Origin of the sequence: Mesorhizobium sp. M1A.F.Ca.IN.022.07.1.1, from assembly GCF_003997575.1 — a bacterium.
In the GTDB taxonomy this organism is placed as follows: domain Bacteria; phylum Pseudomonadota; class Alphaproteobacteria; order Rhizobiales; family Rhizobiaceae; genus Mesorhizobium.
The window spans coordinates 85568-102114 of the sequence record NZ_RZST01000002.1 but is presented as its reverse complement, the minus strand read 5'-3'; the positions used below and the strand labels follow the sequence as shown (position 1 = coordinate 102114).

General features: G+C 58.8%; 17 protein-coding genes and 1 pseudogene. 9 read left to right on the top strand and 9 right to left on the bottom strand.

The genetic code is table 11. The features are described 5' to 3' along the window. Positions 1–34: 34 nt before the first annotated feature. The 6 genes and pseudogenes from EOA75_RS01055 to EOA75_RS01030 all read left to right on the top strand — a co-directional run bounded on the left by EOA75_RS01055 (position 35) and on the right by EOA75_RS01030 (position 7287). Entirely contained in the window at positions 35–316 is a 282-nt protein-coding gene (locus EOA75_RS01055; RefSeq protein WP_029356603.1) for an acyl carrier protein, read from the top strand. Next, positions 317–1525 carry a beta-ketoacyl-[acyl-carrier-protein] synthase family protein gene (locus tag EOA75_RS01050; RefSeq protein ID WP_127323372.1) on the top strand — a complete coding sequence of 403 codons (1209 nt, stop codon included), beginning with the start codon at positions 317–319 and terminating at the stop codon, positions 1523–1525. Positions 1526–2293: 768 nt separating this feature from the next. After that, positions 2294–3337: pseudogene (nifA, locus tag EOA75_RS01045) on the top strand (nif-specific transcriptional activator NifA); the annotation flags it as partial. 398 nt (positions 3338–3735) lie between these two features. Further along, positions 3736–6849 (top strand): autotransporter serine protease, encoded by a 3114-nt coding sequence (locus tag EOA75_RS01040; RefSeq protein ID WP_091599561.1) that lies wholly within the window; start codon positions 3736–3738, stop codon positions 6847–6849. Positions 6850–6874: 25 nt separating this feature from the next. Then, entirely contained in the window at positions 6875–7075 is a 201-nt protein-coding gene (locus EOA75_RS01035; protein ID WP_126057638.1) for a hypothetical protein, read from the top strand. Further along, the gene (locus tag EOA75_RS01030) at positions 7072–7287 is read left to right on the top strand and encodes a hypothetical protein (protein ID WP_127323371.1); all 216 of its coding nucleotides are present in this window, start codon (positions 7072–7074) and stop codon (positions 7285–7287) included. The genes EOA75_RS01035 and EOA75_RS01030 overlap by 4 nt, the downstream gene beginning before the upstream one ends. Positions 7288–7497: 210 nt before the next feature. Here EOA75_RS01030 and EOA75_RS01025 read toward each other — a convergent pair whose 3' ends face one another. The 3 genes from EOA75_RS01025 to EOA75_RS01015 form a co-directional block, all read right to left on the bottom strand. Next, on the bottom strand, positions 7498–8211 hold the full coding sequence (locus tag EOA75_RS01025; RefSeq protein ID WP_091599555.1) for a hypothetical protein: 714 nt from the start codon (positions 8209–8211) through the stop codon (positions 7498–7500). A gap of 1 nt (position 8212) precedes the next feature. After that, complete coding sequence (locus EOA75_RS01020; protein WP_127323370.1) at positions 8213–8722, bottom strand: DarT ssDNA thymidine ADP-ribosyltransferase family protein; 510 nt, start codon at positions 8720–8722, stop codon at positions 8213–8215. Between the two features lie 155 nt (positions 8723–8877). Next, the gene (locus tag EOA75_RS01015; RefSeq protein ID WP_126057641.1) at positions 8878–9981 is read right to left on the bottom strand and encodes an ISNCY family transposase; all 1104 of its coding nucleotides are present in this window, start codon (positions 9979–9981) and stop codon (positions 8878–8880) included. 268 nt (positions 9982–10249) lie between these two features. On the opposite strand from EOA75_RS01015, the gene EOA75_RS01010 reads away from it, so the two are divergent. Next, positions 10250–10750 (top strand): invasion associated locus B family protein, encoded by a 501-nt coding sequence (locus EOA75_RS01010; protein WP_236473430.1) that lies wholly within the window; start codon positions 10250–10252, stop codon positions 10748–10750. Between the two features lie 72 nt (positions 10751–10822). On the opposite strand, the gene EOA75_RS01005 is transcribed toward EOA75_RS01010, so the two are convergent. Next, the gene (locus tag EOA75_RS01005; protein ID WP_091599544.1) at positions 10823–11101 is read right to left on the bottom strand and encodes a peptidase dimerization domain-containing protein; all 279 of its coding nucleotides are present in this window, start codon (positions 11099–11101) and stop codon (positions 10823–10825) included. Positions 11102–11774: 673 nt separating this feature from the next. Here EOA75_RS01005 and EOA75_RS00995 point away from each other — a divergent pair. Both EOA75_RS00995 and EOA75_RS00990 read left to right on the top strand, forming a co-directional pair. Next, positions 11775–12002 (top strand): hypothetical protein, encoded by a 228-nt coding sequence (locus EOA75_RS00995; RefSeq protein WP_126057642.1) that lies wholly within the window; start codon positions 11775–11777, stop codon positions 12000–12002. A 366-nt stretch (positions 12003–12368) separates the two neighbouring features. Then, positions 12369–12935 carry a sugar O-acetyltransferase gene (locus EOA75_RS00990; RefSeq protein ID WP_091599538.1) on the top strand — a complete coding sequence of 189 codons (567 nt, stop codon included), beginning with the start codon at positions 12369–12371 and terminating at the stop codon, positions 12933–12935. Between the two features lie 307 nt (positions 12936–13242). Here the strand turns inward: EOA75_RS00990 and EOA75_RS00985 are convergent, their stop codons facing one another. The 5 genes from EOA75_RS00985 to nifB all read right to left on the bottom strand — a co-directional run bounded on the left by EOA75_RS00985 (position 13243) and on the right by nifB (position 16491). Beyond that, the gene (locus EOA75_RS00985) at positions 13243–14136 is read right to left on the bottom strand and encodes an SIR2 family protein (RefSeq protein WP_091599535.1); all 894 of its coding nucleotides are present in this window, start codon (positions 14134–14136) and stop codon (positions 13243–13245) included. A gap of 34 nt (positions 14137–14170) precedes the next feature. Then, a complete protein-coding gene (nifT, locus tag EOA75_RS00980; RefSeq protein WP_024505230.1) occupies positions 14171–14383 on the bottom strand; it encodes a putative nitrogen fixation protein NifT in 213 nt (70 codons plus the stop codon). Then, the gene (locus EOA75_RS00975) at positions 14380–14700 is read right to left on the bottom strand and encodes a nitrogen fixation protein NifZ (protein WP_029356589.1); all 321 of its coding nucleotides are present in this window, start codon (positions 14698–14700) and stop codon (positions 14380–14382) included. The genes nifT and EOA75_RS00975 overlap by 4 nt, the downstream gene beginning before the upstream one ends. 85 nt (positions 14701–14785) lie before the next feature. Next, complete coding sequence (locus EOA75_RS00970) at positions 14786–14980, bottom strand: 4Fe-4S dicluster domain-containing protein (protein ID WP_091599532.1); 195 nt, start codon at positions 14978–14980, stop codon at positions 14786–14788. 29 nt (positions 14981–15009) lie between these two features. Beyond that, a complete protein-coding gene (nifB, locus tag EOA75_RS00965; protein WP_091599529.1) occupies positions 15010–16491 on the bottom strand; it encodes a nitrogenase cofactor biosynthesis protein NifB in 1482 nt (493 codons plus the stop codon). Between the last annotated feature and the right edge of the window lie 56 nt (positions 16492–16547).

The following is a 16547-nucleotide window of genomic DNA, read 5'->3' as shown; positions in this document are numbered from 1 at the left end:
GGTCGAAACGCGGGAAAGAAAGACAGGAAACAGAATGGCCGATCAATTCGCAACGGACGTCATTGCCCTGATCAAGAAACGCGCCGAGTCGGAGAGCGGTGAGGGAATGCCTGCGTCATTCGTCGGCGAGATAACAATCGCCACGGAACTGGACGCGCTCGGGTTCGATTCGCTGGGTTTGGCGGACGTCCTCTGGGATGTGGAACAGGCCTACGGCATCAAGATCGATATGAACACGGCCGATGCCTGGTCCAATCTCAAGAATGTCGGCGACGTCGTGGAAGCCGTCCGCGGCTTGCTTGCGAAGGAGGCTTGAATGGACAGGCGCGTCGTTATCACCGGAGTGGGCGGCCTGTGCGGACTGGGCACTGACGCCGCCTCTATGTGGAAAGAGATGCGCGAAGGCCGCTCCGCCATCGGCCCGCTCGCCAATTCCGAGCTTCATGACCTGGAGGGCATGACCGGCGCTGAGATCAAGGCGCTGCCCGAGCACGACATCAACCGGGGGCATCTCATCTCCATGGACCGCTTCAGCTTGCTCGCCGTGCTTGCAGCGCGCGAAGCCATGCGGCAGGCCGGACTTTCCTGCGACGAAGGGAATGCCCATCGCTTCGGCGCGACAGTGGGCGTTGGATTTACCGGTTCATACGCAACAGAACAAACTTACCGCTCACTGCTTTTGGGTAGCGCAATCCGTGCTGAACTCTTCACTGGAGTAAAGGTGATGCCCAGCGCCGCTTCCGTCCATCTTAGCTTGCGCCTCGGCTTGCGCGGGCCGGTGTTCGGGGTGACCTCCGCATGTGCCTCGGCCAACCATGCGATCGCCTCGGCGGTGGATCAGATCAAGCTGGGCCGGGCCGACGTAATGGTTTCCGGAGGCAGCGACGCACCCTTCGCATGGGGCGTGCTGAAAGCATGGGAAGCAATGCGCGTGCTTTCACCCGATACCTGCCGGCCCTTCTCCGCCGATAGGAAGGGCCTGGTGCTGGGCGAGGGTGCTGGCATGGCCGTGCTGGAAAGCTACGAGCATGCCAGGGCGCGTGGTGCCACAATCCTTGCCGAGATCGCCGGCGTCGGCCTTTCCGCCGATGCCTTCCACATCGCCGCGCCATCTGTCGAGGGGCCAGCGTCGGCGATGCGCGCCTGCCTTGCCGATGCCGGGCTGAATGCCGAGGACGTCGACTACCTCAACGCGCACGGCACCGGTACCAAGAGCAATGATCAGACTGAAACGGCGGCGATCAAGCGTGTGTTTGGAAACCACGCTTATTCGATGTCCATCTCTTCCACCAAGTCCACGCACGCGCATTGCCTCGGCGCAGCGAGCGCGCTTGAAATGATCGCCTGCGTGATGGCAATCCAAGAGGACGTCGTGCCGCCGACCGCCAACTATCGCGAGCCAGATCCCGCTTGCGACCTCGACATCACACCCAATGTGCCGCGCGAGCGCAAGGTGCGCGTCGCCATGAGCAACGCCTTCGCCATGGGCGGTACGAACGCAGTTCTGGCATTCAGGCAGGTGTAGAAGCCATGCAAGACGCATCATTTGAGGTCACCTGTCGTATCTAGCTGCTGAGGGGCGGGGCATTGTGAAACAGGGGGAGCTGTGTGGCCCCTCTTTCTCGGCTCGACGATGTGGAAGGAGCCTGTGCGGCGAAACGGGCCGACGCCCTCAGGCCCAGAACTTGGGCGAAACCAACTCCCACCAAAGCACAGCCGCTTTAGTAGCCGAACAATGAAGCCTCGCTCGACGAGCCGCCGCCTCTACTGTCAGCGGCATCACGCGGTTGAAGCGAACAGCGCAGCGGCTACTGTTTCCCGCACAACTCGGATGGCAATTGGGACAAGTCCGCACATGTCGTCACGTACGCTGAACGCCGCAGGTACAGCCAAATTGGGGGCGGAGCGTTTCTGCCGTTTTGATAGAATTCTATCAAACTGACAATTTTCCTTGCACGAATGCAAGGAGAGCTCGATTGACTCCCCTCCTTTCTTGTCAAGGATGGGTTTGCAGGCTGCGGTGCGGCAGAAGCCGGACAGAACGGCGACCGGTCGAGTAAAGGCCTGCGCAAACAAGCGCGCATATTGCGGGCGCCCGCACGGAGGAGAAGACGCTCGTCCTGGTGAAAGACAACGATGCTCAGGCGCCATTGCCATTTGCCGAGGGCGTCCGCGCGCCGGAAATTTCGAGGCACAAAGGTGAGATCGAGAATGATAATGACGAAAAACAACACAGCTCACCGTCAAGTGCAGTTCCACCGGCGGGTGGCGGAGTGGGATGGGCTGCCAAATGGAGCGTAAAAAGATCAGCAAGGAGATGCTTGGCGATAGTCTGGCGCTGCGCAAGCTGCGTGAGCACCTTGTCAAGGTGGCCAAGGCGAAGACTACGGTCATGTTGCGAGGTGAATCCGGAACCGGCAAGGAGCTGGTTGCCAAAGCCATTCACGAACTCTCGCCTCGCGCCAAGCAGCCCTTCATCAAGGTCAATTGCGCGGCGCTCACCGAGACGCTTCTGGAATCTGACTTGTTCGGTCATGAGAAGGGTTCCTTCACCGACGCGATCAATTTGCGCAAGGGGCGCTTTGAGGCTGCCGACAAAGGCACATTGTTTCTGGACGAGATTGGCGAAATATCGGGCTCGTTCCAGGCTAAGCTGCTGCGTGTCCTGCAGGAGCAGGAGTTTGAGCGTGTCGGCAGCAACCACACCATTAAAGTCGATGTTCGCGTGATTGCCGCAACCAACAGGGACTTGGAAAAGGCAGTTCAACGCAAGGAGTTCCGGCAAGACCTCTATTACCGCATCAGCGTCGTCACTTTACGCGTGCCGGCATTGCGCGAAAGGCGAGGTGATATTCCGCTCTTGGCCGCTCAGTTTCTCAAGAATTTCAATACTGAGAATGATCACACGCTGACCTTCGCTCCCGAAGCGATTGAGGTGCTAATGAATTGCGAATTTCCAGGCAACATCCGAGAGCTCGAAAACTGCGTTCAACGGACGGCAGTTCTGGCGACGGGTCCATCAATCCTCAGAACTGACTTTGCCTGTTGCGTGGGTGAGTGCTTGGCCGCGGCGCTGTGGAAGAACGGACCGCCGACGTCAGAGAACTCGACTACGATCGAGCCTTCCGCCGCCCGTGCCGCCCCGCCCGTCGGCGACGGGCAAGCGCCGATAGGCCCTGCCACGACTCGTGGTAGGGTGCCCGATGCCGATACGGTCATTGCCGCCATGGAAAAGTGTGGCTGGGTGCAGGCAAAGGCGGCGCGCCTGCTCGGTTTGACCCCGCGCCAGATCGGCTACGTGCTGAGAAAACACGGCATCGAGATCAAGCGTCTCTGAAACAACCCGCCGAGCAAGAGCTGGAGCAGGTCAAGCATTGGTGCTCTGGCGCCGAGCCCATCGGCCACCTTACGAACGTGGGTGTGAACAGCGCTGCCAAGATTCCGGCCGTGTGCTTTCTACCACCAGTCGTACTGGGGCTCTGCGGCTGACAAAACTAAGAAGGAGGAATCCTATGGCTAGTAACTTCGCTCTACACCGCAAGGGCAAATCCAATCCGACGTGCCTGAAATCCAGAAATAATCGATGTATCATTGGTGACACGCCAGCATGCGTAGAGGCGACGCGCAGATCTCCGCTGGCGGGACCTGGTCGATACATAAGCTGATCGCTTGCCGCTCGATATCGCGCCAATCTGATCTGAAAGAAATAAGTAGTTTTGGGAATAGGGATTAAGCATGCCAACGCGCTTCAGAACGATCAAATTGTTTTTAGCAACAACGGCGCTCTTCGCACCAAATCTGTCCTTGGCCCAGGAATCAGTCGCGTCGCCTGCGCCGGTGGCAGATGCCGAATATTCCAGAAATTGGGGCCTGAGTATGATCAACGCCCTGCCCGCCTACCTTAAAGGCTATACGGGCAAGGGCGTCGTCGTTGCGATTGTGGATACAGGACTGGATATCAACCATCCCGAATTCGTGGCGCGCATTTCGAAGGCGCTGCACAACTTCGGGACGGATAAACGCTTGGCTGACGTCAGCCATTCTGTCGACAAAGACGGTGTGCCTGACGGACACGGGACCCATGTGGCGGGGATAATCGGCGCCGCGCGCGACGGCACGGGCATGCAGGGCGTGGCCTATGAATCGACAGTATTGCCCCTTCGAGCAGTGGATATCGGCGACCCAGATGATCCCGAGATGGACCCGACCAATGAAGCGATCGAATACGCGATTGGTGCGGGAGCTGGCGTGCTCAATGGGAGCTACGGGCCAGGCCTGTTGCTGGGGCGGTATCTCAAGGACGAGAACGGCCAACTGAAACTCGATGGCAAGGGATATGCCATCGATAATAAAAACTATGAGATTCTCGACTATCAGGCCATCTATGATGATCCGAGCAATCTCGTCGATACCTACAATACGTTGAAGAAGGCGGCTAAGGCGGACATCGTGCTCGTCTTCGCCGCCGGTAATGATGCCAGTACCGACGACCAACCCGGCGCTGCTTCGGCGATTCCCAGCGGCATCGGCACGTTGCCGTTAATAACGCCAGAAAATACCAAAGATGGAAATCTTTATAAGTTCATCGACACAAACGATCAAACAAACAAAGGTTTCGATTTCAATAACCCAAATACATACAAGATAGTGAGCGGGTCTGATGTCTCGAAGCTCGACTTCTCGGATCTGGCAGGCTCGCTGATAACAGTCGTTGCTGTCGGCAAGGATGGCAAGATTGCCAGCTATAGCAATAGATGCGGAGCCACAGCAGAGTGGTGCCTCGCGGCTCCGGGTGGCGATATTAATGCCGATCCCGATAATCCGATTGATGAGAACGGCATTTATTCTACCTGGCCACAAGGGGATCGGGCGAACAAGAACAACCCGTATAAGTACGAGGAAGGTACTTCCATGGCAACGCCGCATGTTGCTGGCGCGGCGGCAGTGATCCGGTCGGCATTCCCTTACATGAACGCCCGCCAGACCATTGAAACCCTCCTGACAACGACGACCACCAAAGGGTTCGAGGATGAACAAGTCTTCGGCCAGGGTCTGCTCAATCTCGGCGTTGCGATCGAGGGTCCGGGCGAGTTCCGCTACGCCGGCGTCTTCGACGTCGACACCAAAGGCTACTCCTCGATCTGGTCGAATTCAATCTCGGGCGCCGGAGACCTGACGAAGCGCGGCGAAGGAGCGCTGATCCTGTCCGGCGAAAACAGCTACAGCGGGCCGACCAAGGTGCTTGGAGGCATACTCGCCGTCGATGGCCGCATTGTTTCGAAGGTAGGCGTCTCGGCTACTGGTACCCTTACGGGTATCGGTGCAGTCGGCTCTCTTACGGTTGGCGCAGGCGGCACCGTCGCTCCTGGCAGCGTGCTCGATCCAAGCAAGGGGGTTGCAGTGCTCACCGTCAACGGTGACTTCGTGCAGCAGGCCGGGTCGACCTATTTGGCGGGTATCGCACCGAGCAAGGCTTCAGATCTCATCGACGTTGCCGGCAGTGCCGCCATCAACAAGGGAGCGAGCGTCAACCTGGTGCGTGAAGGTGCCGGGCATTTCTCAGTCGATACCCGCTACACGCTTCTGACCGCCGCTGGCGGCGTGATCGGGACCTACGGCGGGCTGACAGGAGGCCTCTTTACAGACTCGCCCTTCGTCGATTTCGAACTCGCTTATGACCCGACCAACGTCTATCTCGACGTCGATCGCAATTCTGTCACCTTTGCCGATGTCGGCAATACCTTCAATCAGCGATCCGTGGGCGCGGCTGCGGAAGCCCTTGGTTCCGGCAACACGATCCACGACAACATCCTCTTCCTGACGGGACAGGGATCCCGCAACGCATTCGATCAGCTTTCGGGCGAGATCCATGCTTCCGTTCACAGCGCCTTTGTCGAAGACAGCCATTTCGTCCGTGACGCCGCCGGCGATCGCATTCGCGCAGCGTTCGCAGGCGTGGGCGCATCAACCGTGCCGGTCATGGCATATGGACCGGAAGGCCCGGAACTGGCTCCCGCGACCAGCGAAAACTTCGCCGTCTGGGGCAGCGGTTTCGGCGCCTGGGGACATTTGGACGGAGACGGCAACGCTGCTCGCCTCGACCGCTCGACGGGAGGCTTTATTGCAGGCGGCGATGCGGCCATCGGCGAAAGCTGGCGGCTCGGGCTTCTTGCCGGTTATAGCCATACGTCCATCCATGTGGATGATCGCGCCTCCTCCGGCTCAGGCAACAATTATCACCTCGGGATCTACGCTGGCACGCAGCGTGGCCCTCACAGCTTCCGTTCCGGCCTTGCCTATACGTGGAACCGCATCGAGACCGGCAGGTCGGTGGCGTTTCCGGGCTTCTCCGACAGCCTTTCGGCCGATTACCATGCCGGCACGTTCCAGGCTTTCGGCGAACTCGGCTCTCGACTGGATACAGCTTCCGTATCTTTCGAGCCCTATGCGAACCTAGCCTATGTGAACTTCAACGCGGATGGCTTCACAGAGCATGGCGGTGCCGCTGCGCTTTCCGGAAAAGACCGGTCGAGCGACACGACATTCACCACGATAGGGCTGCGCGCCTCGACCGCTTTCCCGCTTGGTTCCGTCAATACAACCGCCCGTGGCGGTATCGGCTGGCGTCATGCGTTCGGCGATGTGGTGCCTGAAACGGCGCTTGCCTTCACAGGCGGCTCATCCTTCGCCGTGGAGGGAACGCCAATCGCAAAGAACGCTGCCGTCTTCGAAGCTGGTATCGATGTCAACCTTACCGACAAGGCAACCATCGGGCTTACCTATAAAGGTCAGCTTGCCTCGGACGCGCAGGAGCATGGCTTCAACGCCAAACTCAGTGTTCGGTTTTAATCGCCGCAAGGGAGGGCGATATGTCATGCCCGATTCCAGCAGCGAACTGACAGCCATCTCTATTGAAAGATCTTATCGCCTTGCAATGGCCGACCATCCTTCGGCCATTGCTGCTTTTGCTTTCCGGAAGGAGTGTTTCGTGAACAAAGTAATTCTAATTGCGATTTGGCAGGGTGCCTTTCTTTCGCTGCCGGGTGCAGTACGTCCGACGGCGGCAACTGGGTGAAGGACGAGACGCCGCGCAGTGCTGCCCAGCAGGACTACACTGAATGCAAGTATCAGTCGGAAATGACGACGGCGACGATCGGAACGAATAGCCGCCCGAAAACGATGACAGATGCAATCGGGGACGGTGTCGGGGATCGTATCGTCAAGGGTATGGAACAAGGCAATCTCGTCAAGGATTGCATGAGAGCCCGCGGCTACACTCAATCCTGACAGGCAACTCATGGGCTTCCGCCGCTATCGAAGGGATTGTAAAGGACCCGTCGATCTTCGAGAAACGAGGAAGCGGCGTACGATTTCTGTCTCTGAGGGGCTGGGGTCCGACCATGACACGCCGAAGACAGGTGTACTGATACCGGTTACCCGGCGTGCGGTCTCGGCAGTGACCTTGCTGCTCTAGCGAATAAATTGCGCTACTGCCTGCTAGCCGACCCTAAGTCTGGCCTGCTTCAAATGAGGTTGATGCTCGGTCGGCCGAAGCGAATGAGCAGCCATCGCGGCAATGAAAACCTCGGGCGTTTTTAGGTAGCGCTCCAGCTTGTTCTCCCTCATGAGCACTACGAACAGAGCGCACGTTTTCGCCTGACAATTGACCGACTTGGTAGGGTTGAACTCTATGTCAGTGAAACCGGCATACCGCATTTCGCCGTCCACTCGATTTTTGAGCCATACACGGTGAGGAAAGATGGCATTGAGATAAAGCCAATCGTAGAACACGGTCGTGGGTTCTAGCGGGAACTCGAAGCCGTCGAATTTGAAGCCCACCAGTGCGCCGGATTCGCGGAGTCGTGGCTCGCGCTTCGCATCGCGCGGTTCAACCTCGTACAGATCGGTGTACGGCCCGCCACGCTCGAATACCTTACTTCCCTGAAAGGCGTTCTCCAGCGGTATCTCGCCGATGCTGGTCCTCACGCGCAGGTGAAACGCGCTAAGATGCTGGCCGGCGACTTCATCAGACTTGCTAGACACTTCTAGCAGCGGCGCATATCCGGCTTTCTTGGCGGCCTCATGCAGCGACCGTATATTCTTCTTCTTCTGAACCTCAGCGAAGCCACCGGCCCACGGAATTTCGAAATCCAATCGCCTGACGTAACCTTCGTCCTCGGTTGCAGGGATAAAGACTGGTCTCTCAGCCATTCTAAATGTTCCTTATTAAGCCCAGCAGAATGACATGGGGAACCAACACCTCGTATTTCTCCGCCTGAGTGAGACGCGCCTTAATCGCCGAATCCTTCCAGTCCGTTCGGGTGTAAAGTATCTCAAAATCGATTAGCGGTTCAGCCTCTCCGATAGGAATCGATTCGACGCCAGCTTTGTTCGCGACATCGTTGGTAAAACGAACACCCGTGAACTGCATTACCGAGGAATGTATTTGCAGAAAGATCGTGTCCGTAATCCTCCCATCCTGCCGGGCAACGTACTCCATCGGATGGGTGCTACGAAAGCAAAGGTGGACGTAGTTGCCCATTCCCTTCAACGCGTCGGCGTCACGACTCCATTCATTGCCGCCCGGTGCCGGAACCTTGACCTTCTTCTGGTCAAGCTGCGCGAGTGGATAGAGTCCTCCCATTTCTTTAATCACCGGCAGGTTCCTCCGGTCGGTGAAGTGATAGAGCAGCGGCACCTTATCAAGAGTATCAATTGCCATGTTCCCCTCCGTCGCAGGCCGGTAGCAGCCTTGCCCCACACGGGTGGAATCTTACGGCAGTCATCGTCCGAACGCCATGATCCGAGGCGAGGTGTTCAGATTGGCGACGTTTCTCAATTGTTCTATACGATTAAAATAGAATTCTACATCGCCAACTATGGTTCGAAATCGTCGTGCACGGCAGCTCCACAACGATCATCATCCCGGATCGGACTGTGCGGGAGCTGCAATCGCAGCCGCGCGAAGGCGACCGTGTTGTCACGAGCAACGACGCGCTCCTCCTCGATGCACAGGATCTGGGCCAATTGCTGCGGGTCGGCGGCGACAAAGGCACTGTCTTCAACCGCGGCGGGCCTGGCGAAGCGGGCATTGTGAGCCGGCAGATAGGTCTGTGCGACGAAGCGGTTGGCGGCCTCGATATCAGCCATGCCGGCCAGTGCCAGTTCCCTCGGCAGTCGGTCCTGCAAGGTTGAGAACATCCGCTCGGAGCGGCCCCTGGCTCCAGGCGAATAGGCTGGAATATGTTCGATGCCGAGCCGCTCGAGCGCCCGACCGACCTGGGTCATGCGAATCTTGTCGACAGCCCCGCCCGCCTTGAGCGTCACGAAATAGTGTCTGCCACGATCGCTGTAGAGGCTTGACGGCAATCCCTTGGCGACAAAGGTCTCCAGAAGTCCCTGGAAGCTCGACGCCGTGCCTTCCTCCTCGATCAGAAAGGCCGAATAGATCGTGCTCGTCGCATCGTCCATAGTCACGATCAGATCCAGCATCGGCCCACTCGCCAGCCACTGATGACGGCTGCCGTCCTGGTGTAGCATCATCCCTTCGCACGGCTTCCTTTCCCGCTTGCGCCGGTGAGCACCGCGCCGCTTGGCCCGTTCCACCAGGCCCGCCGCGTGAAGCTGCGTCTTGATGAAGGTGTAGCCCCAGCTGAAATCGTGATCGCGCAGCAGGTGCTCGTGGAAATGCTTCACGTTCCAGCCAAGGTAGCGATGGCGATAAAGCTCCAGCATCTCCTCGATCGCCTCCACTGGCACCCGGCGCGTCGAAAGCTTGCCCAAACGCCGGTCCAGCAACCCAGCCTCCCCGGCCTCTTCGTAACGGTCGCGATAACGCCGAAATTGCCGCTCCGACATGCCCAGCAACTCGCCTGCCTCCATCATCGAGAGATCGCCGCCAGTCCAACGGCTCAATACGTCCCGAAACTTCTGTATTCTCCGTCCTGGAGCCACGCTGCCCGCTTCATCCCCAGCTTCCATTCGCTGGCGATGAAACCGGACAACTCCTGTGCTACCTAATCCGGACAAATCATGTGCTTACGACACGCCGGAGCGGAACGCTTGCCTGCGGCATCGCGGTCGGGTAATTGTTGCAGATACGTCGGCCCGAAGATCGGCATCGATTTTCGGGCCGACGCGTCGTTTCAATCGGATAGAGCGCCATTCTCGCCTCGAAGGCACGCGCGGCGCTCCACGACAAGGGGGCAACGGAGCTTTGCTGATGTCGGATTCGTCCAGGATTTGTGCGGTGGCCGCGGCCACCCTCATGGCGCTTTCCGCGTCGTTGGCAGCTCAGGAAGCCGGGCTGCCGGGCGGTGCTTCCTCGCTGAAGGAGACCTATGAGGACTGGGATCTCTCCTGCCAGGCCACGCCGACGCTGGTATGCGCGGCTACCTATCAGCAGTCGCAGCAGAACGGACGGCGCCTGCTTGCGGTCGAATTGGGCAAGGGGCAGGAGGACGGCATTGCGGGCAATCTCGTCCTGCCCTTCGGCCTGCAACTCGCCGTCGGCGCGACGCTTCAGGTCGACGATGGGCAAGCGGGCAAGCCGCTGCCCTTCTCGACCTGCCTGCCCGCCGGCTGCTTCGTGCCCCTCAGCTTCGACGCGAAAGCAGCCGCGTCGCTGCGCACGGGCACAACGCTCAAGGTCACGGTTAAGAGTCTCGACCAGAAGGATGTGCCCTTGTCGGTTTCATTGAAGGGTTTGACGGCGGCGCTGGACAGGTTGAAGGTGCTGCTCGGGGCTTAGATTGGGGGCTGGCTGGCTGATGATCTCGGTTGTCACTTTCCTTTGTTCCACTACGGCTTTTCGACATTTTGGTCAGATAATCCCCACGCGCGAGAAGCGCGCGGTCTCGGCCTGAGTGATCTCGGGCGGGCGAGTGGCGCCCGACGCTTCCGACTCCGCGGCAGCGATCCGCTCGATCGCCTTCTTCACCTTTGCACGAACATTCTCGTCGAACGTCCGTACACTGACCTTGAGGAGGGTCTCATCCGGGATTACGTCGTACTTTGTCCCCGCATTGATCGCGCCCACCTTTACAATCATCGCGGCTGTCCTGAGGGAGAGAAGAGTAATGATGCGCAGAACGTTTCTCATGGCGGGCGTGTCCCTGTCTGCCGTAGCGGTCGGCAAGTCCTTAGCCGCGTCGGTATTCCTCGACTACACACAGGAGCAACTGGATACGGCGTATGACCAGTCATTCTGGGCGCCGCGGATGGCGGAACTGGAGGAAGGCGATGGCATCGCCAGCGCCGAGGTCCGGCGCGCGATGCCGCCGCGTCCGGCAAAATACGGTCCAGATGCCAGAGATCTCATCGATGTGTTCGCGCCTGGGATGCCAAGGCCGCCCCGGTCCTGGTCTTCATCCATGGCGGTGCCTGGACCCGAAACACTCGCGAGGATGCATCCTATCCGGCCCCGACCTTCGTTTCGCGCGGGGCGGCCTATGCCGCGCCTGACTTCGGCAGTGTGAAAACGCTGACGCTGCGACAGATGGTCGAGAATTGCAGGCGGGCGGTGGAGTGGACGATGAAGAATGCCGCCAGTTTCGGCGGCGACCCGAACCGGGTGTATGTGGCGGGTCATTCTTCCGGCGCGCATCTGGCGGCCTGCGTCCTCATCACCGACTGGACGGAGCGCAGCCTACCGGCGGATGCCCTCAAGGGCGGCTTGCTGATGAGCGGCATGTATGATCTCTATCCGGTGATGCTTTCCTCGCGCAGCAGCTACCTGCATCTGACGGAGGGGGGAAGAGGCGGAATTCAGCCCGATGCGCCATCTCGACCGGATCACCTGCCCGATTGCCGTCGTGTCAGCCGACCAGGACAGTCCGGAGTTCAAGCGCCAGTCCGATGTGTTCGGTGAAGCGCTGCGCGGCATGGGGAGATTGGCCAGTCGAACGATAGCCTTCAACGCCAACCACTTCCAGGAACCCGAGCATCTGAAAGACCCCGACACTGAAGTCAGCCAGGCGGCGTTCAAGCTGATGGGGATCTGACACGGATGTGTTGCAAACTCTTCAGCTAATGGGATTGTTAGTTTCGTACAAAACGATGCACTTTCTCAATCTTAGAGGGTGTTTGGGAATTAAGTATTTCGGCGTTCGAGCGCGTTGCGCCGCGCTCATGGCACCCGTTGAGATGGGCATGAAAGTGAGTTCGACCGCTGGACAGTTGCCGACTTCGTCAGGTATTGGCCCTGCGACCGGTTGATCTGCGATATTTCCAAAATTCGCAGAAGTTGGTCGAGACGAAACTGTCGCCCCGGCTTGACCACGCGCCCGGCAGACCGAGTTACAAAGTTGCCGAGGCAGTTTGATGTGCGTTCCTGCATCACTGCACGGGACACGACCTGACGGGAGACTATGATGCGTAGCCAGAAAGAAAAGATGCTCGCAGGCGAGTTTTACAATGCGGCGGATCCGGAGATCCAAGCTGACCTGTTGGCCACCGGGGCTTGGCTCAAGCGGTACAATGATACGCTGGGGCAGACCACGGAGCATTGGCATGAGCTTTTGTCCGAGCGGCTGGGAGAGGTTGGGCGCGGAACGGTCATCCGTCCGCCCTTTTTTTGCGACTACGGATTCAATATCCGCATTGGCGCCAATGCCTACATCAACTTCAACTGCGTTATTCTTGACGTGGTAGAGGTCAAAATCGGGCAAGGAACGGCAATTGGGCCTGCCGTGCAGATTTATACCGCCGATCATCCACATGATGCCGAGCAGCGACAGGCCGGCCTGCAGGTCGGGCGTCCTGTTCGCATTGGCAGCCGTGTCTGGATCGGCGGTGGAGCAATCATTCTGCCTGGCGTCACGATTGGCGATAATGCGGTCGTAGGCGCTGGCAGCGTGGTCACACGCGATGTTCCCGCCGGGGCAAAGGTAGTGGGAATTCCTGCTCGCGTCGCCAACCCACATAAACAGGCATAATCAACCTCCTTGACCCTGGAGGTGCATGCGAACTGTCGAAACTGTGCCAAATTTCTGCCGAAGCCATTGAGCGCTGCATATCTTGTCGCGGTTCGGCTCGGGCGCTTCAGTTCTTTTGCCACGGGTGTCACAAAATCATGTGCGTAATGCCGCCGCAACGTGCTCACGTCCCGCAGCAGCGGGCCCTTTCACATGGCCCAACGAATTCAGAGCCTCCGTTGTGCTGCCAGTAGCATTACTGCTCAGATGTATTCCCAACTGAGTTTTCGCCCTTGGAGGCAAGCGACTCACCAGCAATCGCCGGCCATTAATCCTGGCTAGCATCGACCCCGACGAGGCGAGCCGCGGCGTTGCCGATCGGCATGTCGATGACCGTGATTGCGCCTTCGGCAAGGAAACGACGTTCGTTTCTGGTCAGCGTAGCCGAATCGATCACCGCAAAATGTGGGCCAGTGGAGCGCTTCATCATCTGTCTGGCATATGTGCGCAGCATCTGATCGTTGAAGCGACAGCCAACGAAGAAAAAGCCCCGGTTGACGCGCCGTTGCTTCACCACGTCCGGGATCGGCGTCTGGATATCAATTTCGGTTAGGACTTCGACGTAATCGGAATCAGCCACGAGGAAGTTTGCGGCCGGCCTGACGCTGCCGTGCGGCGCATAGAGCACCGTCCTTGCCACTTGTTCGGCGTCGAGTTCTGTTCCTGACAAATCGTAAGTTCTCGTCCAGATGTTACCAATTCCGGTCGCTCGCGTGGTTCCTTGTATCTCGACAACGTCTGTTTGGCCGGCCTCTGCAAGGGCTGCCCGCATGGCGCCATCGTACCAGCTGTCGATGATGACAGACAGTTGAAGGGTTGCGAGCCAGGCGTGAAGAACGGTCGGCTCGGCGGGGGCTGCGAATATCTCCGCCATCCACGCTTGAAGAGTCCGACGATGTCGGCGCTGCTCGATAAACTGCGCGACCGACCACATATTGGTGCGAATCCTGGAAGGGGCAGGCGCCCGCTTGTTGAGCGCCGCGGCGACATCTTCAGGGGTGCAAGGTGCAGGTGATTCCGGCGTGTTAAGCTGCAGAAGACCAGGACCGAGATAGGGGATCACTCGATCGGCCTTGAGAGCGCCCTTCAGCAGGTCAATCAGCTTTTTGGCAAAACTGCCCCGGACGACGACGAGATGGTCCCAGCTCAGCATCGTGTTCATACGCGTTTCCTCTCCGCCACTGAACCCACCGGCATCAGGCCCCGTCGGAAATCTTCATCGCCTCGACGGTGATCGGCAAACGCGTATCGCGCGGAAGGTCGGGCAGCATGAGCCGCCAACCGTTCCTGAGCGTCACGGTCCCGCCCCATAAGTCTGCGTTCTCAATCTCGGTGATCGGCTCTTCGAGATCCTTCTTGGGGACATAAGCCGACAAGCCAGTAGCGGTCCTGCGAATCATTACTTTCATCCGGCTGTTCCTCCGTTGGAAATGCCTTCAGCTCCGCAGGGAACCTCGACTTTGTCGAGGCTAATGAGTTCGCGCGCTCGCATGCCGACGACCGTGCCACGATCGATCCATTCGACCGCATAGATGAAGAATTGCTGGAGAAAGGTTCCAATGTCGCGCACGTAGCCTTCGTCGCCCTTCCGCACGAGGTTTTCGCCGATCTCCTTGCCGGGATAGGTGCCGTCGTTTTTTATGTGGCGTGTTGCACGGACCCGCTCACCCTGCATGAACCGTGGCGGTCTGCCGATTTCGACCTCCTGTTCGCGTCTGGACCACATGCTGTCCATTCCTTTCTCGAGGCTTTTGGTGTGGTCGCGGGTTGCAGGCGTCCTCGCGCGGCGAACCCGACCGTTTCGGTAGGAATCAAGCGGGAACGCAGGTTTTCGGTACCGGACAGACCGACACGCATTGCTGCTTATCGAAGGCCTCCTTGCATTCGGTGCACTTGATTGGATCGATCACATAGGCGTCGCCCTTGAACTTGATCGCTTCCGAGGGACATTCGAACTCGCAGGCCCCGCATTGGGTACATTGGGATGCGATGATCTTGAAAGCCATTCTAACTCCTGGTTATCGGACGAGACCGCTCAGGCCGTCGCCGCTAGTGGTCTGATCCCAAACTCTGCCGCGTAAAGTGCGCTGACTGCGGTCTCGATGTAGTCATGGCCATAGGCGTCGGTTACGCGCAGTCCAGCTCGCGAGAGTTGTTCCTTCGGGCGATTTCCGATCTTGGCGCATAGCACTATGTGTATGCCTTCCAGCGCAGCGAAGACGCCCTCGAGGGTGGCGTCTTCGCCCCCGCCTCCGAGGCAATACCGCTCGACCTTCCGATGCCCGACCAAGCTGATCCCTCTAGGCGAGACTTCATAAACCTGGAATTCCTTCGCGTGGCCGAAGTGTTCGTTGACGCGTCCACCTCCCTTTGTGGCCACCGCAACCAGAAGCGACTTTTCGGAGTCTGTTGCCTTGACCATACCGATGGCCTCGCTCCTCGCCGCCTCATGATCACGGCGCTCGTGTGCGACCACCTGCCGATAGGCCTGACGCTTGCCAGCATCGTAGGTGACATCGTCGGGAATCCCATCCAGCGTGAATTCCTGGCCACGATCTTCACCGAGCAGGCCGACAGCATCTGCCCGGCACTGCCGGCAGTGGCGCATCAACTTGGCGCCACCTTCAAGTCGATCCTGAAGAGCCATCATCTCCATTGCCGTTGGGCCGCGCTGCCCGATGAGTCCGTAGTGGGTGCCGTGCGCCGGGTCCGAAATCAGAGGCATCACGTTGTGCAGGAACGCGCCCCGCTCCTTGACCATTTTGTTCACCTCAAACAGGTGCTGGTCGTTCACTCCAGGAATCATCACCGAGTTGATTTTGGTGAGGATGCCGCGCGCGCTCAGCATCTCCAGGCCCAGCATCTGCCGCGCGTGCAAGATTCGAGCGGCTTCGATGCCGAAGTAGCGGCGATTTTCATAAAAAATCCAAGGATAGATCTTTGCGCCGACTTCCGGGTCGACCATGTTGATGGTGATCGTCACGTGATCAACATTCATTTCGGCAAGCTCAGCTACATGGTCCGGCAGCACGAGCCCGTTGGTGGAGACGCACAGCTTTATGTCGGGGATTTCCCTGATGACGCGGTCGAACGTTGCCTTCGTTTTCTCCCAGTCGTAACAGGCATCCCCCGGCCCAGCGATGCCAAGAACCGAAAGCTGCGGAACTTCGTTGGCAACCGCGATGACCTTGCGTAGCGCTTGGTCGGGCGTCAGCTTCTCAGACACAACACCAGGCCGGCTCTCGTTGGCGCAATCGTATTTGCGATTGCAGTAGTTGCACTGGACATTGCAAGCCGGCGCGACCGCCACATGCATACGCGCGAAATAGTGATGCGCTTCCTCCGAAAAGCAGGGGTGATCCTTGATCTTGTCCCAAATAGCCGGATCCACATCGCCCGGGCTGGTCGGCGACGAACCGTAGGAGGACGGTGCGCAGCCACCGGATTTCGCGGCTGCCAGAAAACCCTCGGATGTCGTGCTGGTCGGCCCCTCAATCGAAACTGTCGGTGAGGACATCAAACGGCTCCGTTGCTGGTAACGTCGCGGTTCAAGGTGCAAGAGCCATACCAACT